The organism is Bradyrhizobium sp. LTSP885 (assembly GCF_000938305.1).
In the GTDB taxonomy this organism is placed as follows: Bacteria; Pseudomonadota; Alphaproteobacteria; order Rhizobiales; family Xanthobacteraceae; genus Bradyrhizobium.
In genome coordinates, this window is record NZ_JYMT01000002.1 from 117829 (window position 1) to 140441 (window position 22613).

Sequence of the window (22613 nt, forward strand, 5' to 3'; positions counted from 1 at the left end):
TGGTGGCGTTCCCCGACATCACGCCCGATCTAAAAGCCGCGATGCCGGAGTTGCGCGGGCGGTTGCTTGCCAATCAGTCGCTGGCGGAGCTGACCTGGTTTCGCGTCGGCGGTCCGGCGCAGGTGCTGTTCACGCCGGCGGATGAGGACGATCTCGCGTACTTCCTGACAAACCTGCCGAACGAGCTTCCGGTCTATGTCGTCGGCGTCGGCTCCAATCTGATCGTGCGCGACGGCGGCATGCCGGGCGTGGTGATCCGGCTCGCGCCGCGCGCCTTCGGTGAGACGAGTGCGGCCGGCGATATCGTCACCGCAGGGGCCGCTGCGCTCGACAAGCGGGTGGCGGAAACCGCGGCGAGCGCCAATATCGGCGGCATGGAATTCTTCTTCGGCATTCCCGGCACCGTCGGCGGTGCGCTGCGCATGAATGCCGGCGCCAACGGCGGCGAGACCAAGGACGTGCTCGTGGCTGCCACCGGCATCGGTCGCGACGGTGCCAAACATACATTCAGCAATGCCGACATGAAGTTCGTCTATCGCAACAGCGGCGTCGATCCGTCGGTGATCTTCACCTCCGCGCGGTTTCGCGGGACGATCACGGATGCCGATGCGATCCGCGCCCGCATGACCGAGGTGCAGACCCATCGCGAGACCGCGCAGCCGATCCGCGAAAAGACCGGCGGCTCGACCTTCAAGAATCCGCCTGATAACAGCGCCTGGAAGCTGATCGATGCCGCCGGCTGCCGCGGCCTCAAGATCGGCGGCGCGCAGGTCTCGGAGATGCACTGCAATTTCCTGATCAACACCGGCAACGCCACCGGGCACGACATCGAAACCCTCGGCGAAACGGTGCGTGAACGGGTCAAGCAAAGCAGCGGAATCGAGCTACACTGGGAAATCAAGCGGATCGGAATGGAGCAGACCTGATGCGGGCAACCATTCTCTTCGGCGGCACCAATAAGGAACGCCTGGTCTCGGTGGCGAGTGCGCAGGCGCTGCACCGCGCGCTGCCGGATGCGGATCTGTGGTTCTGGAACGTCGACGACACCGTGCATGCGGTGACGTCGGAAAAGCTGCTCAATCACGCGCGGCCGTTCGAGGTCGACTTCAAGCCCGACGATCGCGGCATTGGTCTCGCGGCGGCGCTCGACGACGCGAAGATCGAGGAGCGCGTGCTGGTGCTCGGCCTGCATGGCGGCCGCGCCGAGAATGGCGAGTTGCAGGCGATGTGCGAGATGCGCGGCATCGCCTTTACCGGCTCCGGTTCGGCGTCGTCGAATCTTGCCTTCGACAAGGTCGCGGCCAAGCGGTTTGCTGCGATCGCAGGGCTGAATGCGCCGCAGGGCGTGGCGCTCGAACAGATCGATCAGGCCTTCGCCGCGCACGGCAGGCTGATTGCGAAACCGGCGAAGGATGGATCGAGCTACGGGCTGATCTTCGTCAACGCGAAGCAGGACCTTGTCGCTGTCCGCAATGCCGCCAAAGCCGAGGACTATCTGATCGAGCCGTTTGTATCGGGCGTGGAGGCGACCTGCGGCGTACTCGAGCAGTCCGATGGCACGATGTTCGCGCTGCCGCCGATCGAGATCGTGCCGGCGGAGGGCGCCTTCGACTACACAGCCAAATACCTCCTGAAGTCGACGCAAGAAATCTGCCCCGGCCGCTTCGCGCCTGATATCAGCGCCGCGATCATGGACCACGCATTGCGGGCGCACCGTGCGCTGTCCTGCTCCGGCTACTCACGCAGCGACTTCATCGTGTCGACGACAGGACCGGTCTATCTCGAGACCAACACGCTGCCCGGGCTCACCGCGGCGTCGCTGTATCCGAAGGCGCTGAAGGCGCAGGGCATCGCGTTTGCCGATTTCCTGCACGACCAGGTCGAACTCGCCCGGCGCCGCACGCAGAGATAGGGCTGGGGAGGGAGCCCAGGAGCCGCAGTGCCCTGAGGGAACCCGCACTGTTGCTAAAATGCAAACGAGTTCGCGGCAAAGTACTCTCAACGTTGATCAAAACACGCCATGGGCGGGCCCCGTTTACCGTTTGTTTACCAGCAGGCCCGAAGGTTAACGCTGGCGGCGCATGTAGCGCTTGGCTGCCGGGGCGTGAGCGTTGCGGAATACCGCTTCGAGGAACGCAACCAGGGAACAGGGGGTCACTCTATCCCACCGGTATCGTCGAGACGTCACCTGCGCCGGGACCCGCGATGTGCTGCGGGCACAACGTATGACGAGCTCGTGCAATGGATGGAGCAGGACGCCTCACTCGATCGCTGCGATCGCAGGGGCCTCAAGCTGACCTGAAAGCAGCCGCTATTGGAGCGGCGGTGCTGCTGCGCGAGTATATCGGCGTGCATCTCGCCCGCCGCCGGCGTCCTGCCAGGCAGAACGTCATCGATCGCGAGCCGCCCAACCGTTTCATCCAGCTGGTCGAGCGCTATCTGCCACGCCGTGTCGGCCTCGCCGCGACGCTTGCGATCCTGTTCGGCAGTGCCGGCTTCGGCATCGTCAAAGGCGGCCATGTCGACGAGTTCGTCGCCACGCTGAGCGATACCCGCAACGCGCTGGCCAATACCGCGGGCTTCCGTATCACCACCGTCGGCATTAACGGCCGCAAGCAGCTGAGCCAGGACGAGGTCCTCGCGATCGGCGGCGTCAACGGCCGCTCCTCGCTGTTGTTCCTCGACGCCGAGACCGTGCGCGACCGGCTGAAGGCCAATCCCTGGATCGCCGATGCGACGATCCTGAAGCTCTATCCGGGCCGGCTGCAGATCGACATCGTCGAGCGCACCGCGTTCGCCCTGTGGCAGCAGGACGGCCGGCTCTCGGTCATCGCCGCCGACGGCGCCGTGCTCGAGCCTTACGTGTCACGACGATTCCTCAATTTGCCGCTGGTGGTGGGCAAGGGCGCCGACAGCCGGGCAAAGGATTTCCTGGCCCTGCTCGACCGCTATCCGCAGGTCCGCTCGGTGACCAAGGTTGCGATCTTCGTCGGCGAACGGCGCTGGAACCTGCGCCTGAAGGACGGCCTCGACATCCGCCTGCCGGAAAACGACGTCGGCAACGCACTCGCTGCGCTCTCCAAGCTCGACAAGGACGACAGGCTGTTCTCGCGCGACATCGTCGCCGTCGACATGCGCCTGCCCGACCGTCTGGTCGTGCAATTGTCCGAGGACGCCGGCAAGGCGCGCGACGATCTGTTCAAGGACAAGAAGCCCAAGAAGAAGCCGGGTGATTCCGCATGACCGGCCTCGACCGCAATCTGACCCCGAAGACGCGCCCGATGCAGAAACGCACCGCGCTGGTGGCCTCGCTTGACGTCGGCTCCAGCAAGATCGCCTGCATGATCGCGCGGCTGAGGCCGTCGCCGCCGAACGAGGCGCTGCGCGGCCGCACTCACGCGGTCGAGCTGATTGGCTACAGTCAGATCCAGTCGCGCGGCGTCAAGGCCGGCGCCGTTGTCGATTTGGCCGAATGCGAAAAGGCGGTGCGCCATGCCGTGGCGCTGGCCGAGCGCATGGCCAAGGTCCGCGTCGAGTCCGTCCTGCTGTCGGTGTCCGGCGGCCGGCTGCACGGCCAACTGGTTGAAGCCGCTGCCGATATCCGCGGCGGCTCGGTGACCTCGGATGATATCAGCCGCGTCACGTCGGCCGGCATGCGCCATGCCACTGGCGAGGGCCGCACGGTTCTGCATGCGCTGCCGGTCGGTTACGCGCTCGACGGCGTCAAGGGCATCCGCGACCCCAGAGGCATGGTGGCGCGGCAGTTCGGCGTCGACATGAACGTGGTCACATCGGATGCGACGGTCGCCAAGAACCTGATGCTGGTGGTCGAGCGCTGCCATCTCAACGTCGAAGCCATGGCGGCGAGCCCCTACGTCGCCGGTCTGTCGATCCTGACCGATGACGAGGCCGACCTCGGCGCCGCCGTGGTCGAGATGGGCGCAGGCACGACGACGATCGCGACCTATTCCGGCGGCCGCTTCGTGCATGCATCCGGATTTGCGCTCGGCGGGCAACACATCACGATGGATCTTGCACGCGGCATCGGGGCGTGCATTGCGGATGCCGAGCGAATCAAGACTTTATACGGCACGGTGCTGACCGGCGGCTCGGACTCGCGCGAGCTGATGTCCGTTCCGACCGCAGGCGATGATCGGGAGACTCCGCAGATCGTGTCCCGCGCCACGATCGCGAATATCGTCCGGCATCGCGCCGAGGAGATTTTTGAAATGGTCCGGGACCGGCTCGCGGATTCCCCCTTTGCGGCTGAGCCGAGGGCGCGAGTGGTGTTGAGCGGCGGCGCCTCGCAGCTCGCCGGCACCGTCGAGCTCGCCACCCGCATCCTGAACCGCCCGGTCCGCATCGGCCGCCCGCTCGGCTTCGGCCGGCTGCCCAACGAGGCGAAGGGCGCCTCGTTCGCGGTGCCCGCGGGCCTGCTGGTCTATCCGCAATACGCTCATCTTGAACATGTCGAACCGCGGCGTACGCGGCAGCTCAGGACAGGGACTGACGGTTACTTCGGAAAGGTCGGACGATGGCTTCGCGAGGGCTTCTGATGACCGCATCCCGGCTCACACGATTTTCACCAACTCCCGCGGCCGCCGGCCGGGGCGAACCAACGCGCGCGTAATCCAGAGAGGCAACCATGGCACTCAATCTGACCCCCCCAGACATCAGCGAGCTGAAACCGCGGATTACCGTCTTCGGCGTCGGTGGCGCGGGCGGTAACGCCGTCAACAACATGATCACCGCCGGGTTGCAGGGTGTCGACTTCGTCGTCGCCAACACCGACGCCCAGGCGCTGACCATGTCGAAGGCGCAGCGGATCATCCAGATGGGCACCCAGGTGACCCAGGGCCTCGGCGCCGGTTCGCAGCCCGATGTCGGCGCAGCCGCCGCGACGGAGGTTATCGACGAGCTCCGCGATCATCTCACCGGCGCCAACATGGTGTTCGTCACCGCCGGCATGGGCGGCGGCACCGGCACGGGCGCTGCGCCCGTGATCGCCAAGGCCGCGCGCGAGATGGGCATCCTCACGGTCGGCGTGGTGACCAAGCCGTTCCACTTCGAGGGCCAGCGCCGCATGCGCACCGCCGAGGCCGGCATCGCCGAACTGCACAAGGTGGTCGACACGCTGCTGATCATCCCGAACCAGAACCTGTTCCGGGTCGCCAATGAGAAGACCACCTTCGCCGACGCCTTCGCGATGGCCGACCAGGTGCTCTATTCGGGCGTCGCCTGCATCACCGACCTGATGGTCAAGGAAGGCCTGATCAACCTCGACTTCGCCGACGTCCGCGCCGTGATGCGTGAGATGGGCAAGGCGATGATGGGCACCGGCGAGGCCACCGGCGAGAAGCGCGCGCTGACCGCCGCCGAAGCCGCAATCGCCAACCCGCTGATCGACGACTCATCGATGAAGGGCGCCCGCGGCCTGCTGATCTCGATCACCGGCGGCAAGGACCTGACGCTGTTCGAGGTCGACGAAGCCGCGACCCGCATCCGCGAAGAGGTCGATGCCGACGCCAACATCATCGTTGGCGCGACCTTCGACGAATCGCTTGATGGCGTCATCCGCGTTTCGGTGGTCGCGACCGGCATCGAGCAGGCCGCGATCGCGCGGGCTGCCGCTCCGGCCGCTGCGCCCGCCGCCGCCGCCGGCTCGCCGGAAAGCCGGCTGGCCGATCTGACCGCGCGCCTGCGCGCCGACAATCAGCGTCTTGCCGAGCGCACCCAGAAGATGGAACCGCCGACCGGCGTGACCGTCGCTCCGATTGCCGCGCCTGCCGCCGCCGCGCCGCAGCTGCGTCCCACTGCGAACAACGTCGAGCGCGCCGCGCTCGCCGCGATCGCCGCCGCGGTTGCTCCGGACAATTCGGCGCCGATGCAGCCGGGGTCCTACGGTGACGTGACCGTGCGCCCGATCGCCCAGAAGCCGACGCTGTTCCCCGATCATGACGCGGTCCGTGCCGAGCAGCACGAGCCGATGCCGCCCGAGACCTTCATCCCTCAGGCGGCCGAGCGTTCGCCGGTCCGCGCCCCGCGGATGCCGAAGTTCGAGGACCTTCCGATGCCGGCGCAGGCCGAAATCCGCCAGGCGCGCGGCGAGGGCGAGGAGGAACACCCGCAGAAGACCCGGCTGTCGCTGTTGCAGCGCCTGGCCAATGTCGGCCTCGGCCGCCGCGACGAAGAGACCGAGCCGCCGATCGCGGCGCGCGCCTCCGGCCCGGCACCCTCAATGCCGCCGCTGCCCGACCGCCGGCCGGCCCGCAGCGTCGCGCAGCAGATTGCGTCGAACGAATCGCCGGTGTCGGAGTATGCGAAGCGCCCCGCGCCACAGGGGTTGGACGTTCATGGGCGTCCTGCACCTGTTGCGCCCGCGCCACAGGGCGACGACCATCTTGATATCCCGGCCTTCCTGCGCCGGCAGGCGAACTGAAGTTTGTTACAAATCTGGCGACCAAAGAAGGCCCCGGCGAGAACCGCCGGGGCCTTCGTCTTTAGTCGGATTGCCGTTCACGGTCCGGTGAGCAAGCAACTGATTTTAAATGATTAATTATTCTTCTCGTGATCAGATGCCGGTCCCGAAATGGCGTTTTTCGCTGCCGCAATTTGGTTAACCTTGGGCGTGAATGCGGCAGAGATGGGGTAACAATCGGTAAAGAAGCGTGAGTTGGCGCGGTTTAGGGCAATGACTATGGTCTGCCCGGACTTGGGGAGCTCGGACGAATCGGCCTTGGGGAAATTGGCCGCTTGTTTGGGCGAAGTCGGGTAGTGGGCATTAACGCATGAAGTTCAGTCGCCAAACAACGCTTCGGTCGCAAGCCACCGTGACGGGCGTCGGCGTTCATTCTGGTCTTCCTGTTCATCTCACTTTGGGACCTGCGCCTGTTGATGCAGGTTTTATTTTTGTCCGCACCGGTCTCGACAGTGCCGACCGTGAAATTCAAGCCGTCGCCGATGCCGTGATCGCAACCGATTTTGCGACCGTGCTGGGTGACCGCGAAGGGCCGCTGGTTTCCACCGCCGAGCATGTGCTGGCCGCGCTGCGCGGCATGGGCGTCGACAACGCCACCATCGAGGTCGATGGTCCCGAAGTTCCGATCATGGATGGCAGCGCCGCAGCTTTCGTCGCTGCGATCGACCAGGCCGGCATCGTTACCCAGCCCGCCGTCCGCCGCTTCATCCAGGTGTTGAAGCCGGTGCAGGTCAAGATCGGCAATTCCATCGGCGAGCTGCGTCCGTTCGCCGGCGGGTTCCGCGCCGAGGTCGAGATCGATTTCACCAACCCGGTAATCGGCCGTCAGAGCTTCTCCTTCAATCTGTCGCCGGAAGGTTTCCGCCGCGATATCGCGCGCGCCCGAACCTTCGGCTGCGTGGGTGACACGGCGCGGCTCTGGAGCGCCGGCTTCGCGCTCGGCGCGTCGTTCGAGAATACGGTGGTGTTCGACGAAACCCGCCTGCTGAACCCCGAGGGGCTGCGCTACGGCGACGAATGCGTCCGCCACAAGGTTCTGGACGTGATCGGCGATCTCGCACTGGCCGGTCTGCCGCTGCTTGGCAGCTACCGCTCGACGCGCGGCGGCCACAAGCTGAACCACGCGGTGCTGAAGGCGCTGCTCGCCGACCGGAGCGCCTGGCGGGTGGTCGAAGCAGAGACCGCACGGCGCCCCGCTCGCGGCCATGTGGAAGCTGGCGCAGGCACGGTGGGCGGCATGATCGCCCCGGCCTACGGTCCGGACGTGTCCTGATCGTCGCAACCGGCGTCATTCGTTCTGACTAGCTTCATTCGCCCCGGATTTCGTAGGTACCACAGCCGTTAGCAGGTGTGTCCGGCCGCCTTAATCCGGGCGGAATGGCTACGTATTCGATTGGTCGAGGACCATTTTTCGGCTAGACAGGCCTGAGGTTGCACGACACTGCGCCAATGGCACGGGGAATATTGTATCCATGATCGCGGTTCATGGATGGAGTGGGGCTTCGCCGTTAACCGCATCAAAGGCGTCAGGTTTTATATTTCATGTCGGCAAAGCGGATGGCGCTCGAACCACGCAATTCTTCTGACGTCTCCGGCCTGAAGCAGGCCGGTCGCGCGCTGCGTCTCGCGGCGGGCCTGATCGTGCTGGCACTGCCGCTGAGCGGCTGCGGCACCGGCGCGCTCTGGGACAAGTTCATGGCCAAAGACGATACCTTCGTCGATGAGCCCGCGGACAAGCTCTACAATGAGGGCTTGTACATGATGAACCAGAAGAAGGATCTGAAGGCTGCCTCGAAGAAGTTCGAGGAAGTGGACCGCCAGCATCCCTATTCGGAGTGGGCGCGCAAGTCGCTGTTGATGTCGGCCTATTCCTATTACCAGGCCGGCGACTACGACAGCTGCATTGGCTCGGCGACCCGCTACGTCACGCTGCATCCCGGCAGTCCGGATGCGGCCTATGCCCAGTACCTGATCGCCGCCTCGCATTACGACCAGATCCCGGACATCTCCCGCGACCAGGGCCGGACCGAGAAGGCGATCGCGGCGCTGGAAGAGGTGGTGCGCAAGTATCCGACGTCGGAATATTCCACCACCGCCAAGTCCAAGATCGAAGCCGCGCGCGACCAGCTCGGCGGCAAGGAAATGGCGGTCGGGCGCTATTACATGGAAAAGCGCGACTTCACTGCCGCCATCAACCGGTTCAAGACGGTGGTCACGCAGTACCAGACCACGCGCCATGTCGAAGAGGCGCTCTTCCGGCTCACCGAGGCCTATATGGCGGTCGGGATCGTCGGCGAGGCGCAGACCGCGGCCGCCGTGCTGGGGCACAATTTTCCCGATAGCCGCTGGTACAAGGACGCCTATAATCTAGTAAAGTCGGGCGGTCTCGAGCCGAATGAAGACACCGGCTCTTACATCTCCAAGGCCTTCAGGAAACTGGGTCTCGCTAGGAACTGATCCCGCATGCTGGCGCGTCTGTCGATCCGTGACATCGTCCTGATCGAACGGCTCGATATCGAATTTTCCCGTGGCCTTGCGGTGCTGACCGGCGAAACCGGCGCGGGCAAATCCATCCTGCTCGATGCCTTTGCGCTGGCGCTCGGCGGCCGCGGCGATGCTGGCCTCGTCCGCCACGGCGCGGAGCAGGGGCAGGTCACCGCGATGTTCGATGTGCCGAAGGGCCATCCCGCGACAAGGATCCTCGCCGAAAATGGCCTGGACGATACCGGCGAGATGATCCTGCGCCGCGTGCAACTCGCCGACGGCCGCACCCGCGCCTTCATCAACGACCAGGCGATCAGCGTGCAGACCCTGAAGGCGGTCGGCGCCGCGCTGGTCGAGATCCACGGCCAGCACGACGAGCGCGCGCTGGTCGACGCCTCCACCCATCGCCGGCTGCTGGATGCGTTTGCCGGGCTGGAAAAGGATGTCGCGGCGCTGGAAGGGCTGTGGGACTCGCGTCGCGTCGCCTATGCCGCGCTCGATGAGCACCGCGCCGGCATGGAGCGGGCGGCACGCGAGGCGGATTATCTGCGCCATTCATCCGATGAGCTGAAAAAGCTGAAGCCAAAGGACGGCGAGGAGACCGCGCTGGCCGAACGCCGCACCACGATGATGCAGGGCGAGAAGATCGCCAGCGATCTGCGCGAGGCGCAGGAGGCGGTCGGCGGCAATCATTCGCCGGTCGCGGCCTTGTCGGCGGCGGTGCGCCGGCTGGAGCGTCGTGCGGGAAATATGCCAGCGCTGGTCGAGCCGGCAGTGAGGGCGATCGACGTCGCCATCAATGCGCTGGAAGAAGCCGACCAGCACCTCAACGCCGCGCTGCGCGCGGCCGATTTCGATCCGGCCGAGCTGGAGCGAATCGAAGAACGGCTGTTTGCGCTGCGTGCCGCCTCGCGCAAATATTCGACCCCGGTCGATGGCCTGGCCGCGCTGGCCGCCAAATACGCTGCCGACGTGGCGCTGATCGATGCCGGTGCCAACCAGTTGAAGAAGCTGGAGGCCGCTGCTGCCGAGGCCGACCAGCGCTACGGCGCCGCCGCCGCAAAACTGTCGGCGGCGCGCGTGAAGTCGGCCGAAAAGCTGAACAAGGCCGTCAACGCCGAGCTGGCGCCGCTGAAACTCGAACGCGCCAAGTTCATGACCCAGGTCGAGACCGACGCGAAGTCACCGGGCCCGCAGGGCATCGACCGCGTCGAGTTCTGGGTGCAAACCAATCCAGGTACCAAGCCGGGGCCGCTGATGAAGGTCGCTTCCGGCGGCGAGCTGTCGCGCTTCCTGCTGGCGCTGAAAGTGGTGCTGTCCGATCGCGGTTCGGCGCCGACCCTGGTGTTCGACGAGATCGACACCGGCGTCGGTGGTGCCGTGGCCGACGCGATCGGCGCCCGGTTGGCGCGGCTCGCCGGCAAGGTGCAGGTGATGGCGGTGACGCACGCGCCGCAGGTCGCCGCCCGCGCCAGCCAGCATCTCTTGATCTCCAAGGACGCGCTCGACAAGGGCAAGCGGGTCGCCACCCGCGTCAACGCCCTCGCCGCCGACCACCGCCGCGAGGAGATCGCGCGGATGCTGGCGGGTGCCGAGATCACCGCGGAGGCACGCGCTGCGGCGGAACGACTGCTGCGCGCGGCGAGTTAGTTGCTCCGATGGCCACCAAGGCGAAGAAAGCGCTGGTCGACGTCGCCAAGCTCACAAAGGCTCAGGCCAAGGTCGAGCTGACGCGGCTGGCGCTGGAAATCGAGGGCCACAACGAGCGCTATTATCAGAAGGATGCGCCGACGGTGTCGGATGCGGCCTATGACGTGCTGCGCCAGCGGCTGGAGGCGGTCGAGGCAAGGTTTCCCGATCTTGTCGCCAAAGATTCTCCGTCGCAGAAAGTCGGCGCCGCGCCCGCGCGCGGTTTCGCCAAGGTGCAGCACGCCGTTCCCATGCTGTCGCTCGGCAATGCCTTCAGCGACGAGGACGTGACCGAGTTTGTCGAGCGCATCAGACGCTTCCTCAAGCTCGATGCCGAGCAGATTCCAGCGCTCGTCGCCGAGCCGAAGATCGACGGGCTGTCGCTGTCGTTGCGCTACGAGAACGGCGAACTGGTCCGTGCGGCGACGCGCGGCGACGGCTTCACCGGCGAAGACGTCACCGCCAATGTTCGCACCATCAAGGACATCCCGCATCATTTGAAGGGCCGGAATATTCCGGCAGCCTGCGAAATGCGCGGCGAAGTCTACATGCTCAAGACGGATTTTCTCGAGCTGAACAAAAAGCAGGCCGAAGCCGACGACACCATCTTTGCCAATCCGCGCAATTCGGCGGCGGGATCGCTGCGCCAGAAGGATGTCTCGATCACCGCCTCGCGCCCGCTGAAGTTTTTTGCCTATACCTGGGGCGAGATAAGCGAGCGGCCCGCCGATACCCAGCACGGCATGCTGGCATGGATGGACAAAGCCGGCTTCGTCGTCAATCCGCTGATCACGCTGTGCAAGGATGTCGAGGATGTCCTGGCATTCTACCGCAAGATCGGCGAGGAGCGCGCCACGCTCGGCTACGACATCGATGGTGTGGTCTACAAGGTCGACCGGCTCGATTGGCAGGATCGCCTCGGCTTCGTGTCGCGCAGCCCGCGCTGGGCGATCGCGCACAAATTTGCGGCCGAGCAGGCCACCACTGTTCTCAACGGCATCGACATCCAGGTCGGACGAACCGGGGCGCTGACGCCGGTGGCGCGGCTGGCGCCGGTCACGGTCGGCGGCGTGGTGGTGCAGAACGCGACGCTGCATAACGAGGACTACATCAAGGGCACCGGCAATGACGGCAGCCCGATCCGCGATGGCGTCGATATCCGCGAGGGTGACACGGTCGTCGTGCAACGCGCGGGCGACGTGATTCCGCAGGTCGTCAGCGTGGTGCTCGACAAGCGGCCGAAAAGCGCAAAACCGTACAAGTTTCCGGACACCTGTCCGGTCTGCGGCAGCCATGCGGTGCGCGAGGAGGACGAGGTGGTGCGCCGCTGCACCGGCACTCTGATCTGCCCGGCGCAAGCGGTGGAGCGGCTGAAGCATTTCGTGTCGCGGTTGGCCTTCGATATCGATGGCCTCGGCGACAAGCAGATCCAGGAGTTTTACGAAGACGATCTCGTGAAGTCGGCCGTCGACATCTTCACGCTGCGCGAACGGGACAAGCGTTCGACCAGCAAGTTGATGGAGCGCGAAGGCTACGGCGAGACCTCGGTGCGCAACCTGTTCGACGCGATCGACGCGCGTCGCAACATCGAACTGCATCGGTTAATCTTTGCGCTCGGCATTCGCCATGTCGGTGAAGGCAATGCCAAGCTGCTCGCACGGCACTACCACACGATCGAGAATTTCCGTGAGGCGATGCTGGCCGCCGCCAAAGGCAGTACGGACGAAGAGAACACAACCGAGGCCTATCAGGACCTCAACAATATCGGCGGCATCGGCGAGATCGTCGCGGACGCCGTGGTCGAGTTCTTCGCCGAGCCGCGCAACGTCAAGGCGCTCGGCGAGCTGCTGCGCGAGATCGAGGTGAGGCCGGCCGAGCAGCCGCGCAAGAGTTCGCCGGTCTCGGACAAGACCGTGGTGTTCACGGGCTCGCTGACCAAGTTCACCCGCGACGAGGCCAAGGCGGTGGCGGAACGCCTCGGCGCCAAGGTCGCGGGCTCGGTGTCGAAGAAGACGGATTATCTGGTGGCCGGTGAGGAAGCCGGCTCCAAGCTGACCAAGGCGCGTGAGCTTGGCGTTGCGGTGCTGACCGAAGACGAGTGGCTGCAGCTGATTGGGGAGTGATATGGCGTCATTCCGGGATGGTCCGCAGGACCAGACCCGGAATCTCGAGATTCCGGGTTCGATGCTTCGCATCGCCCCGGAATGACGAACAAGTCACATCATCCCCTGTTCTTCCTCCTCCGCCTGCTCGATCAGCTCCTCGCTGACCACGATAGTTCGCCGTGGCACGATGAAGATCATCGTGCAGGCGCAGGCGATCGAGATTGCGAACAGCGCCGATGTCAGCGGCAGCGTGGTGGCGGAGTGGCCGCCGAGATAGGCGCCGAATTGCGAGATCAGCGAGCCGATGCCCTGCTGCAGGAATCCCATCGTGCCCGACGCGGTGCCGGCGGCCTCGGGGCGGATGCTGATGGCGCCGGCGGCGGAATTGGCCATCACGAAGGCGTTGGCGACCATCACGATCATCTGGGTGCCGAACAGCCAGAGCGGCGCCTGATTGAATCCCGTCAAGCTCCAGATCAGGTTCAACAGGCTGCCGCCCAATTGCAGCGCCAGGCCGAACCAGATCAGCCGCTCCAGCGAATGCCGCGGCGCAAAGCGCACGCACAGCAGATTGCCGACGAGGTAGGCGAAGCCCGTGCACGCAAACCACGCGCCATATTCGGCGCTGGTGCGGCCCATCTGCGTCACCACGATGTAGGGGCCGCCGCCGGCGAAGGCGAAGATGATCTGCGACGCCAGCACCTGGCACAGCATGTAGCCGACGAAGGCGCGGTTGCGCAGCAGCTTGCCGAGATCGCCGCGAAAGCTGGAACTGTCGGCGCGGTCGCGACGGGTTTCCGGCAGCGCCAGCGCGATGAAGATCGTGATCGTCAGCGACGCGCCGGTGATGAAGAACAGGATCGCGCGCCAGCCGAACGCGGTCTCCAGCAGGCCGCCGGTCAGCGGGCTCACCATCTGCGCGATCATCAGCGCGGCGACGACGAGGCTGATCATGGCCCCGACCCGCTCGCGCGGATAGAGATCGCGGATGATGGCGCGGCTGATCACCATGCCGCTGGCGCCGCCGAGCGCCTGGAAGAAGCGCGCCGCGATCAGCTGCGGCAGGGTCTCGGCGAACACCGAGCCAACACCAGCCACGACCATCAGGCCGAGCCCGGCGAGCAGCACCGGACGGCGGCCGAACTTGTCCGACAGCGGCCCCATGATCAGCTGCGACAGGGCGATGCCAACCATGTAGAGCGACACCGTCATCTGCGCGACGGAGATGTCGCGGCCGAACGTGGTCGCGAGCACCGGCAGCGCCGGCACCAGCATATAGAGCGAGATCGGCGCCACGCCCGTCATCACGACGAGCATCAGCAGCATGACCTTCGAAGTGGCGAGGTTATCCGTACCCGCGTCGGGCGGCTTGCCCATCACGCCGTGCATTCAGGTCCGATCCAATGTTGTTAGTCGGACTGTAGCGATCTCGTTCGCGCGGAATACGCGTGTTTCGGCATGCGGCCATGCGTTTCGGGAGGCTGCCGTCTCATTGTCTCGTGAGGCAACACGCGTTGCGCAACAACCTCCGCTGTCGTCCTCCGCGAAAGCGGAGGACCCAGTATTCCAGAGGCAGTGTGCGAGCACGTCATTCCGGGATGGTGCGCAAGCACCAGACCCGGAATCTCGAGATTCCGGGTTCGATGCTTCGCATCGCCCCGGAATGACGGAAAGCTACGTCAGCACCGCCGTCGCCTCGTCGAGCCACAGCTTGGTGGCGTTGTCGTCGAGATGCGGGCGTACCACGCTGACGACGCGGGCGTGGTAGTCGTTGAGCCAGTTCAGCTCGCCTGCGCTCAGCATGCTGGTATCGATCAGCCGGCGGTCGATCGGCGCCAGGGTCAGCGTCTCGAATGCGTTGACTGGCTTCTCGGCGCCCGCGATGTCGGTGCCGATGACGAGTTCGAGGTTCTCGATCCGGATGCCGTAGGCGTCGGTCTTGTAGTAGCCGGGCTCGTTGGACAGGATCATGCCGCGCTTCAGCGGCGTGGTGCCGAGCTTTGATATTCGCGCCGGCCCTTCGTGGACGCTAAGATAGCTGCCGACGCCGTGGCCGGTGCCGTGCTCGAAATCGACGCCGGCCTGCCAAAGATATTGCCGCGCCAGCGTGTCGAGTTGCGCGCCGGTGGTGCCGTCGGGGAAGATCGCGCGCGCGATCGCCATGTGGCCGCGCAGCACCCGGGTGAAGCGGTCGCGCATCTCGTCGGTCGGCTTTCCGATCGCGATGGTGCGGGTGACGTCGGTGGTGCCGTCCTGATATTGCGCGCCGGAATCGATCAGCAGCAGATCGCCGGGCTCGATCCGGCGGTTGCTCTTGCGCGTAACACGATAATGCACGATCGCGCCGTTCGGTCCGGTGCCGGAGATGGTCGGGAACGAGACGTCCTTCAGCGCGCCGGTCTGGCGGCGGAACGTCTCCAGCGCCTCGACGGCGTCGATCTCGGTGAGCCCGCCGGAAGGCGCCTCGCCGTCGATCCAGGCGAGGAAGCGCGTCAGCGCCACCGCGTCGCGCTGGTGCGCGGTGCGGGTGCCGTCGATCTCGGTGAGGTTCTTGACTGCCTTCAACAGGCTGACCGGGTCATTGCCGCGCACCGGCTTGCCGCCGGCGCCTGAGATCAGGCGGCTTAAGGCATCCGCCGCCGTCGCGCTGTCGAGCGCGATCGAGGCGCCGCGTTTGGCGAGCTCGGTGAGTTTTGTTGTCAGTGCCGCCGGCTCCTCGACATCGGCGGATTGCTCGAGATGGTCGCGCGTCGCATTGGAGAGCTTGCGGTGATCTATGAACACCAGCGGTCGGCCCTCCTTCGGCACCAGCGCGTAGGACAGCGGCAGCGGCGTATGCGAGACGTCGGCGCCGCGGATGTTGAAGGCCCAGGCCACCGCATGGCTGTCGGAGAGCACCAGCGCATCGGTGCCGAGCTTGTTGATCTCGAGCCGGATGCGCTTGAGCTTTTCGGCTTCGATCTCGCCGGCGAATTGCGCGCCGTGGATCGTGACCGGGCCGAGCGGCGGTGCCGGCCGTTCGGTCCAGACCGTGTCGACCGGATTGCTGTCGACCGCGACCAGCTCCGCGCCGGCCTTGGCGCAGGCGGCGGCGAGACGTTCGGCTGCTGCTGATGTGTGCAGCCACGGGTCAAATCCGAGGCGGTCGCCGCTCGCGAGGTGCCGCGTCAGCCAGTGCTCCGGGGGCGGATCGACCAGCGGTTCGACCTCCCAGGCCTTGCGGTCGACCTGCTTGCCGGCCTGCAGGGTGTAGCGGCCATCGACGAAGATTGCAGCTTCCCTGGTCAGCACGATCGCCAGCCCCGCCGATCCCGTGAATCCGGTCAGCCAGGCCAGCCGCTCCTCGGCGGGGGCGACATATTCATTCTGCTGCTGGTCGGCGCGGGGAATCACGAAGCCCGTCAGCTTGCGGCGCGCCAGCTCCTCGCGGAAGGCGCTCAAGCGCGCGGTCAGCGCCACACCGCTTTCGGGTTCTTCGAATGTCTGGAAATGGGCTTCGAACATCGCTCTCGCACTCTCTTGGGATCGAGCATGATCATCGCGCAAACTCTCTGCGTTTGTCGCGAGGGAAAACCGGTTTCCACTGTTCCGGTTCATGCCTTCAGGTGGACTTGGCTTCAGGTGGACAAGTTCCACAATACGGGCGGCATGACCACAATTTGGCATAACTTATGCTTGAATCGTGGCATAACCATTAGAGAAGACGGAACGCTTTCCCTGGCAAGTCGTTCGTCTAGAGTACTGAAGTGTCCAGGAGTGTCTCAACTCAACGGCGAGGAGATACACAGTGCCTGCTTTCACATTTGAGAAGATCCCGCCGCCGGTTCGCCGTGGCCCGATCGCACCCATCGAACAGAAGCAACGCGGTGTCATCGTCCAGATCCTGGACCGATTTGTCGAGGCGCGCGTCCGGCGCTCGCTGAAGCAAGGCAAGGTTGTGATCCTTCCCCGCGATCCGGCGAAGTCCAAATAGTTATCCCCGCAGGTCGCAAATACTGCCCAGATCGGACGCCTTCACCACAGTCGCATTGACGACCTTTGTCCCCTCAAATTCCCGCACGATCCGCTCGTCAGGGCCGACGATTCCAAGATCGAACTCGCGGTCGGGCGTCAGCAGCGTCATTCGCTGGCCGACGATGACGACGATGGTCATGTCGAGCGGCCCGCCGGACACCGCCCATTGATGCATCTCGCTGCGGAACGGCTGCTTGCGCCAGGCGTCGGGGAAACCGGGGTCGCATCTGACCTCGAGGCCATCTTCCGACGTCGTCAGGACAAGCTTGGATCGGCTTGGTTTCCAGTGCTCCTCCAGCCGGTCATTGACCAGCCAGACGCAGCCGAAGGACCGGCATTCCGCCGGCCGGTTCGCGTAAGTCTGGCAGCCGCGCCCCGGCTTGCAATGCGGGCACCACGCGTTGGCCGGCTTTGCCAGTTGCTCGATCGCCATCACCTTGCAGCAGAGCGTGCAGTCGCCGCACTGTCTGCCGGTTGAGGTCATTTAGAGCATGATCCGGAAAAGTGGGACCCGGTTTTCCCTCGCGACAAACGCGGAACGCGTTTGCGCGGAGATCATGCTCCAACAAGGAGATAAGATCATGATGCGATTTCCTCTTAATCGCATCATGATCTTGAGCGCAGCAACAGGCTGCTCCAGCCCTCGATTCTGACATGCCGCAGCGGCACCAGCCCGCGGGCGCGGTAGGCGGCGATGACCGCCGGCGCCTGGTGCGTCAGCAGGCCCGACAGGATGACCTGCCCCGATGCCGCAAGGTGCCGCGTCATCGGGCCGGCCAGTTGCCGCAGCGGATTGGCGAGGATGTTGGCGAGCACGAGATCGAACGGCCCGTCCGCGGCGAACTGCGGCGCCGCAAAGCCGGTGGCGCTGATCACATCAACCAGATGTCCTGCTCCGTTCAGCCCGGCATTCTCCTCAGCGACCCGCACCGATAGCGGGTCGATGTCGCTTGCCAGCACTTTGGCGTGCATTGCCTTGGCGGCGGCGATCGCCAGCACGCCGGTCCCGGTGCCGAGATCGAGCACGCGGCGCGGCTGATAGGCCTTCAGCACATGGTCGAGCAGCAACAGGCAGCCGCGCGTGGTGCCGTGATGGCCGGTGCCGAAGGCGAGCGCCGCCTCGATCTCGATGCCGATCTTGTTCGACGGTATCCGCGTCCGGTCATGCTGGCCGTGGACGACAAAACGGCCGGCCGGGACCGGGACGAGGTCTTCCAGAGACGCCTTCACCCAGTCCTTTGCCTCCACGGTATCGAAGGTCATGGCGGCCGCGACATCCCGTCCCACCGCCTGTCCGACCAGTTCGCGCAAGTGCGCCTGGTCCGGCGCGTCGGCAAAATAGACGGTGACATCCCAACGGCGGTCAGGCCGTTCGAAGGTCGAGAGAGCCGCTGAATCGTCGAAAAACGCCTCGGAAAGCGCGTCAATCACGCGTCTTCCGGTCGATTCGTCTGCCAGCGTGACGCTGGCGCGATGCGTGGAGGGTGTCATCGCATGCCGGTAGCGCGGTTTTTGTTACAATTTCAACTGAGATTTCATTCGATTATCGCGAGAATTGGGTAGTGCATCAGCTGACACTACCGAGTGTCCACAAAGCCGACCCCAACCTATCAACAGGATACCAAGGGCGTTGTGGCGAGGTTATTGGCCAGCATTCCACAGCCGATCCACAGTGTTTTCCACCACTCCTCCGGGGAAACTCCAGAGACCTATACAGGGCCAATCCACCGCTTCTCCACAAGCTATCCACAGCTTGCCGCGGGCTGCGGTGGCGTCTCCGAGGGCCTGCCCTACGAGAACAGCCTCCGGTGATCCGCCAGGATCACCCGCGCGGAATTGTGGCCGGGGGCACCGGTGACGCCGCCGCCGGGGTGGGCGCCGGAGCCGCAATGGTAGAGGCCCTTCAGAGGGCCGCGGTAGTCGGCATGACCGAGCATCGGGCGGGCCGAGAACAGCTGGTTCAGCGTCAGCGCGCCATGGAAGATGTCGCCGCCGAGCAGGCCGAACTGCCGCTCGAGGTCGAGCGGCGACAGCATCTGGCGGCCGATTACGGTGCTTGCGAAGCCGGGGGCGTAGCGGTCGACGGTCGCGATCATGAGATCGGCGACCTCCTCGCGATGATCGTCCCACGACTTGCCGTCAGGCAATTGCGGCGCGACGTGCTGGCAGAACAGGCTGGCGACATGCTGGCCCGGCGGGCTCAAGCTGTCGTCGAGCGTCGAGGGGATCAGCACCTCGACGACAGGTGCGCGGCTCCAGCCGAAATCGTGCGCGTCGCGCCAGGCGCGATCCATGTAGCCGAGATCAGGCGCGATGATGATGCCGGCGGTGAGGTGATCGCCGGGGCCGGGCAGCGCGGTGAACGAGGGCAGGGTATGAAGCGCGACGTTCATCCGGAACGTGCCCGAGCCGTTCTGCCAGCGTGAGATCCGCGTGAGGAATTCGCCCGCCAGCGCGCCCGCCGGCACCAGCCGCGTATAGAGCAGTTTTGGATTGACGTTGGAGACGACATATTTCGCGCGGATGGTCTCGCCATTGTCGAGGATGACGCCGCAGGCGCGATCCTTCTCGACGATCACCTCGCGCACGCCGGCGTCGGTCTCGATCTCGGCGCCGTGGCCGCGTGCGGCACGCGCCATCGCCTGCGTGATCGCGCCCATGCCGCCGATGGCGTGGCCCCAGACGCCCTTCTTGCCGTTCACCTCGCCAAAGGCGTGATGCAGCATCACGTAGGCCGAGCCGGCCGCGTAGGGGCTGGCATAATTGCCGACGATGGCGTCGAAGCCGAACAGCGCCTTGACCAGATCGCTCTCGAAGCGCTCGTCGAGCATCTCGCCGGCCGAGCGCGTGAACAGATCGAGCAGGCTGCGCTGTTGCTCGAGCGACAGCCGCCGCAGCCTATTGGCGCTGCCGAGCGCGTTGAAGGCTTCGCTCACCGCGCCGATGCCAAAGCCTTCGACGACATTCGGTGGCGCGCGCAGCACGAACTGGCGCAGCACATCCGCGATCGCCTCGAGCTCCCGCGAGAACACACCGATCTCAGTGGCGTCGCGTTGGCTCAATCTTGCAACCGACTCTTCTGTGCGGCCCTCGCCGGTCAGGAGATAGCTGCCGTCGGGCGCGGGCAGGAAGTTCTGGGCGCGACGCTCGACGATCCGCAAGCCCTGATCGGCAAGTTTCAGGTCAGCAATAATCTGCGGGTTGAGCAGGCTCACCGTGTAGGCGGCGACCGAATTGCGGAAGCCCGGAACGAACTCCTCGGTGACGGCGGCGCCGCCGACCACCTTGCGCCGCTCCACGACCCGGACCCGCAGTCCTGCCATCGCGAGATAGGCCGCGCAGGTGAGGCCGTTGTGCCCCGCGCCGATGATGACGACGTCCGTTTCGTTCATGTCCGCTTCAAGAAGGAGTGATGACAACCTGTCGTCGCGCCGCAGCGGCGCTTCGTCAAGTCCGCGCTATCGGCGGTTTCTTGCCCGTGCTGATGCCATATGCTCAACTCAGACCGTCCGGCGCGCTGCCGCCGGACCATCCGTGTCCGGCGCCCGCCGGGTCCATGCCGGAGCTTTCATGATTTCTGAGCCGTCCGCCTCGCGAAACCGGCTGGTGCTGGTTGTCTACACCGCCGCGATCTTCGTCAGCGCCCTTTTGCTGTTCTCGGTGCAGCCGCTGTTCACCAAGATGGTACTGCCGCGGCTCGGTGGTTCGCCGGCGGTGTGGTCGGTGGCGATGGTGTTCTTCCAGTCGCTGCTGCTCGGCGGCTACGCCTATGCGCACCTGCTGATGAAGCTGCGCAATCGCGTGGTTCCGGTCGCGGTGCATCTGGTGCTGCTTGTTATCGCGCTGCTGACGCTGCCGCTAGCGATCAAGAGCGGCTGGGGCGAACCGCCAACCTCGGGTTATGCGTTCTGGCTGCTCGGCCTGTTCGCGGTCTCGATCGGCCTGCCGTTCTTCGCGCTCGCCGCCAACAACCCGCTGCTGCAGGCCTGGTTCGTGCGCACCGGCCACCCCAACGGGCCCGACCCCTATTTCCTCTATGCGTCGTCGAATATCGGCAGCTTCCTGGCGCTGTTGTCCTATCCGGTGCTGCTGGAGCCGATGTTCACCCTGCGCACCCAGAACCTGATCTGGACCGGCGGGTACGGACTCCTGATCGTCCTGATCGCGGGCTGCGGCGCGCTGCTGCTGCGCTCACCGGCCAATGCAGGCGCGCTCAACCTAGGGGTTGACGATGCCAACGCGCCGGCACCGTCCTGGGCTCTGCGCGCACGCTGGATATTCCTCGCCGCGGTGCCGTCGGGTCTGCTGATCGCGGTCACCGCGCATATCTCGACCGACGTTGCCGCCGCGCCGCTGCTCTGGGTGCTGCCCCTGTCGCTGTATTTGCTGACCTGGGTGCTGGTGTTCCAGTCGCGGCCGCTGCTGCCGCACAAATGGATGCTGCTGGCGCAGCCGCTGGCGCTTGCCGGCGTCGTCATCCTGCTGGCGGTCGGTGGCGAGCAGAATCTGCTGCTGACGCTCGGTGGCCACCAGCTCTGCTTCTCCATCATCGCGATGGCCTGTCACGGCGAACTGGCGCGCACGCGCCCGGCGGCGAAATATCTCACCGGCTTCTATGTCGCGTTGTCGTTCGGCGGCATGGTCGGCGGCATCTTCGCAGGACTGATCGCGCCGTTCACCTTCTCATGGGTCGCCGAATATCCCATCCTGCTGGCGCTGGCGGCGCTGTGCCGGCCGCCCGGCGGCGCCGAGCGGCTGCCGCGCTGGAGCGCCTGGTACTGGCCGTTCCTCGCGGTGCTGGCGGTTGGGTTGATCGCGCCGTCCTATTCGGCCGGCAGCGTCTTCAACTGGCTCGACGATTGGCGGGTCTGGGTGATCGGCGCGGTCGGCGTGCTCTCCGCGCTGCTGGCGCTTGCGCTGAACGCCAGCCGCTGGAAGATCTTTGCCACGGTCGCCGTCGCGCTGGTGCTGCTGCGCGCCTATCCCTCCGACGACGGCCGCGTCGAAACGGTGCGCAGCTTCTTCGGCGTCCACAAGATCGTGGTGACGCCGAACGGGCAGTATCACGTGCTGATGCACGGCACCACGATCCACGGCGCCGAGAAATTCAAGAACGACGACGGCACGCCGGTCACCGGCCGGCCGGAGCCGATCAGCTATTATCACAAGGACGGCGGCATCGGGCAGGCGATCACGGCGATCCGCGAGCGCAAGGGCGCGCCGCTGAAAGTGGCGGTGATCGGGCTCGGCTCGGGCACGCTGACCTGCGCGTCACAGCCGGGCGAAGACTGGAAGTTTTTCGAGATCGACCAGTCGATGGTCGACACCGCGCGCGATCCGAAATACTTCACCTACATCCAGAACTGCGCGCCCGACCTGAAGCCCGTGATCGGCGATGCGCGGCTGACCTTCGCCAAGGAGCCCGACGGCGTCTACGACCTGATCATCGTCGATGCCTATTCCTCGGACGCGATCCCGATCCACCTCGCGACCGAGGAGGCGATGGCGATCTACAAGCAGAAGCTGGCGCCGCAGGGCGCGGTGGTGATGCACGTCTCCAACCGGCATCTCGAGCTTGCCAGCGTCATCGTCGGCATCGCCGACGCCAACGAGATGAAGAGCTGGGTCTACAGCGAGGATTCCGGCCGCGACAACGAGTACATCTTCGCGACCTCGGTGGTGGTTTCCGCGCGCGAGGAGGCCGATGTCGGCAAGCTCGCATCATCGGACGTCTGGGCCGAGACCGAGGCCGACGAAAACCAGCGGGTCTGGACCGACGACTATTCGAACGTGCTGGGTGCGGTCTACCGCCGCCTGCGTGACGGCGAACAATAGCTTCGACC

At 65.4% G+C, this 22613-nt stretch carries 16 protein-coding genes; 11 read left to right on the forward strand and 5 right to left on the reverse strand.

All coding sequences use genetic code 11. The features are described 5' to 3' along the window. Positions 1-2 precede the first annotated feature (2 nt). The 9 genes from murB (at position 3) to ligA (ending at position 12774) form a co-directional block, all read left to right on the forward strand. Entirely contained in the window at positions 3-926 is a 924-nt protein-coding gene (gene murB, locus UP09_RS00595) for a UDP-N-acetylmuramate dehydrogenase (RefSeq protein ID WP_044536196.1), read from the forward strand. Then, entirely contained in the window at positions 926-1912 is a 987-nt protein-coding gene (locus tag UP09_RS00600; protein WP_044536056.1) for a D-alanine--D-alanine ligase family protein, read from the forward strand. Before murB ends, UP09_RS00600 begins: the two co-directional genes overlap by 1 nt. A gap of 329 nt (positions 1913-2241) precedes the next feature. Continuing rightward, positions 2242-3243, forward strand: a complete 1002-nt coding sequence (locus UP09_RS00605; RefSeq protein ID WP_044536057.1) for a cell division protein FtsQ/DivIB — start codon at positions 2242-2244, stop codon at positions 3241-3243. Continuing rightward, positions 3240-4556, forward strand: a complete 1317-nt coding sequence (ftsA, locus tag UP09_RS00610) for a cell division protein FtsA (RefSeq protein ID WP_044536058.1) — start codon at positions 3240-3242, stop codon at positions 4554-4556. Before UP09_RS00605 ends, ftsA begins: the two co-directional genes overlap by 4 nt. 89 nt (positions 4557-4645) lie before the next feature. Continuing rightward, positions 4646-6439 carry a cell division protein FtsZ gene (ftsZ, locus tag UP09_RS00615; RefSeq protein ID WP_044536059.1) on the forward strand — a complete coding sequence of 598 codons (1794 nt, stop codon included), beginning with the start codon at positions 4646-4648 and terminating at the stop codon, positions 6437-6439. A 349-nt stretch (positions 6440-6788) separates the two neighbouring features. Then, complete coding sequence (gene lpxC, locus UP09_RS00620) at positions 6789-7751, forward strand: UDP-3-O-acyl-N-acetylglucosamine deacetylase (RefSeq protein ID WP_044536060.1); 963 nt, start codon at positions 6789-6791, stop codon at positions 7749-7751. 269 nt (positions 7752-8020) lie between these two features. Then, positions 8021-8935 (forward strand): outer membrane protein assembly factor BamD, encoded by a 915-nt coding sequence (locus UP09_RS00625; protein WP_044536061.1) that lies wholly within the window; start codon positions 8021-8023, stop codon positions 8933-8935. Between the two features lie 6 nt (positions 8936-8941). Then, complete coding sequence (gene recN / locus UP09_RS00630; protein ID WP_044536062.1) at positions 8942-10612, forward strand: DNA repair protein RecN; 1671 nt, start codon at positions 8942-8944, stop codon at positions 10610-10612. A gap of 8 nt (positions 10613-10620) precedes the next feature. Beyond that, complete coding sequence (gene ligA / locus UP09_RS00635) at positions 10621-12774, forward strand: NAD-dependent DNA ligase LigA (RefSeq protein WP_044536063.1); 2154 nt, start codon at positions 10621-10623, stop codon at positions 12772-12774. A gap of 93 nt (positions 12775-12867) precedes the next feature. Here the strand turns inward: ligA and UP09_RS00640 are convergent, their stop codons facing one another. Together UP09_RS00640 and UP09_RS00645 are read right to left on the reverse strand one after the other, a co-directional pair. Beyond that, entirely contained in the window at positions 12868-14145 is a 1278-nt protein-coding gene (locus tag UP09_RS00640; RefSeq protein WP_044536064.1) for a multidrug effflux MFS transporter, read from the reverse strand. Positions 14146-14430: 285 nt separating this feature from the next. Then, on the reverse strand, positions 14431-16260 hold the full coding sequence (locus UP09_RS00645) for an aminopeptidase P family protein (protein ID WP_044536065.1): 1830 nt from the start codon (positions 16258-16260) through the stop codon (positions 14431-14433). Between the two features lie 283 nt (positions 16261-16543). Here UP09_RS00645 and UP09_RS00650 point away from each other — a divergent pair, with 283 nt between their 5' ends. Beyond that, a complete protein-coding gene (locus UP09_RS00650) occupies positions 16544-16729 on the forward strand; it encodes a hypothetical protein (protein WP_044536066.1) in 186 nt (61 codons plus the stop codon). On the opposite strand, the gene UP09_RS00655 is transcribed toward UP09_RS00650, so the two are convergent. From UP09_RS00655 to UP09_RS00665, 3 genes are all read right to left on the reverse strand, one after another. After that, positions 16730-17254: a hypothetical protein gene (locus UP09_RS00655; RefSeq protein ID WP_044536067.1), complete on the reverse strand. Its 525-nt coding sequence runs from the start codon at positions 17252-17254 to the stop codon at positions 16730-16732. Positions 17255-17376: 122 nt separating this feature from the next. Continuing rightward, positions 17377-18261, reverse strand: coding sequence for a 50S ribosomal protein L11 methyltransferase (locus UP09_RS00660; RefSeq protein ID WP_044536068.1), 885 nt, complete (start codon positions 18259-18261; stop codon positions 17377-17379). 299 nt (positions 18262-18560) lie between these two features. Next, entirely contained in the window at positions 18561-20162 is a 1602-nt protein-coding gene (locus UP09_RS00665; protein WP_044536069.1) for a phytoene desaturase family protein, read from the reverse strand. A 178-nt stretch (positions 20163-20340) separates the two neighbouring features. Between UP09_RS00665 and UP09_RS00670 the strand changes: the two genes are divergently transcribed. Further along, entirely contained in the window at positions 20341-22605 is a 2265-nt protein-coding gene (locus tag UP09_RS00670; RefSeq protein ID WP_044536197.1) for a fused MFS/spermidine synthase, read from the forward strand. Positions 22606-22613: the final 8 nt, after the last annotated feature.

Excerpts from the sequence above, each read along its gene's own strand:
- UP09_RS00600 (WP_044536056.1), top strand. The coding sequence starts at position 926 with ATGCGGGCAACCATTCTCTTCGGCGGCACCAATAAGGAACGCCTGGTC.
- UP09_RS00670 (WP_044536197.1), top strand. The coding sequence starts at position 20,341 with ATGATTTCTGAGCCGTCCGCCTCGCGAAACCGGCTGGTGCTGGTTGTC.
- UP09_RS00655 (WP_044536067.1), bottom strand. The coding sequence starts at position 17,254 with ATGACCTCAACCGGCAGACAGTGCGGCGACTGCACGCTCTGCTGCAAG.
- UP09_RS00640 (WP_044536064.1), bottom strand. The coding sequence starts at position 14,145 with ATGCACGGCGTGATGGGCAAGCCGCCCGACGCGGGTACGGATAACCTC.
- UP09_RS00665 (WP_044536069.1), bottom strand. The coding sequence starts at position 20,162 with ATGAACGAAACGGACGTCGTCATCATCGGCGCGGGGCACAACGGCCTC.
- UP09_RS00625 (WP_044536061.1), top strand. The coding sequence starts at position 8,021 with ATGTCGGCAAAGCGGATGGCGCTCGAACCACGCAATTCTTCTGACGTC.
- recN (WP_044536062.1), top strand. The coding sequence starts at position 8,942 with ATGCTGGCGCGTCTGTCGATCCGTGACATCGTCCTGATCGAACGGCTC.
- UP09_RS00660 (WP_044536068.1), bottom strand. The coding sequence starts at position 18,261 with ATGACACCCTCCACGCATCGCGCCAGCGTCACGCTGGCAGACGAATCG.
- lpxC (WP_044536060.1), top strand. The coding sequence starts at position 6,789 with ATGAAGTTCAGTCGCCAAACAACGCTTCGGTCGCAAGCCACCGTGACG.
- ftsZ (WP_044536059.1), top strand. The coding sequence starts at position 4,646 with ATGGCACTCAATCTGACCCCCCCAGACATCAGCGAGCTGAAACCGCGG.
- ftsA (WP_044536058.1), top strand. The coding sequence starts at position 3,240 with ATGACCGGCCTCGACCGCAATCTGACCCCGAAGACGCGCCCGATGCAG.
- UP09_RS00645 (WP_044536065.1), bottom strand. The coding sequence starts at position 16,260 with ATGTTCGAAGCCCATTTCCAGACATTCGAAGAACCCGAAAGCGGTGTG.
- UP09_RS00605 (WP_044536057.1), top strand. The coding sequence starts at position 2,242 with ATGGATGGAGCAGGACGCCTCACTCGATCGCTGCGATCGCAGGGGCCT.
- ligA (WP_044536063.1), top strand. The coding sequence starts at position 10,621 with ATGGCCACCAAGGCGAAGAAAGCGCTGGTCGACGTCGCCAAGCTCACA.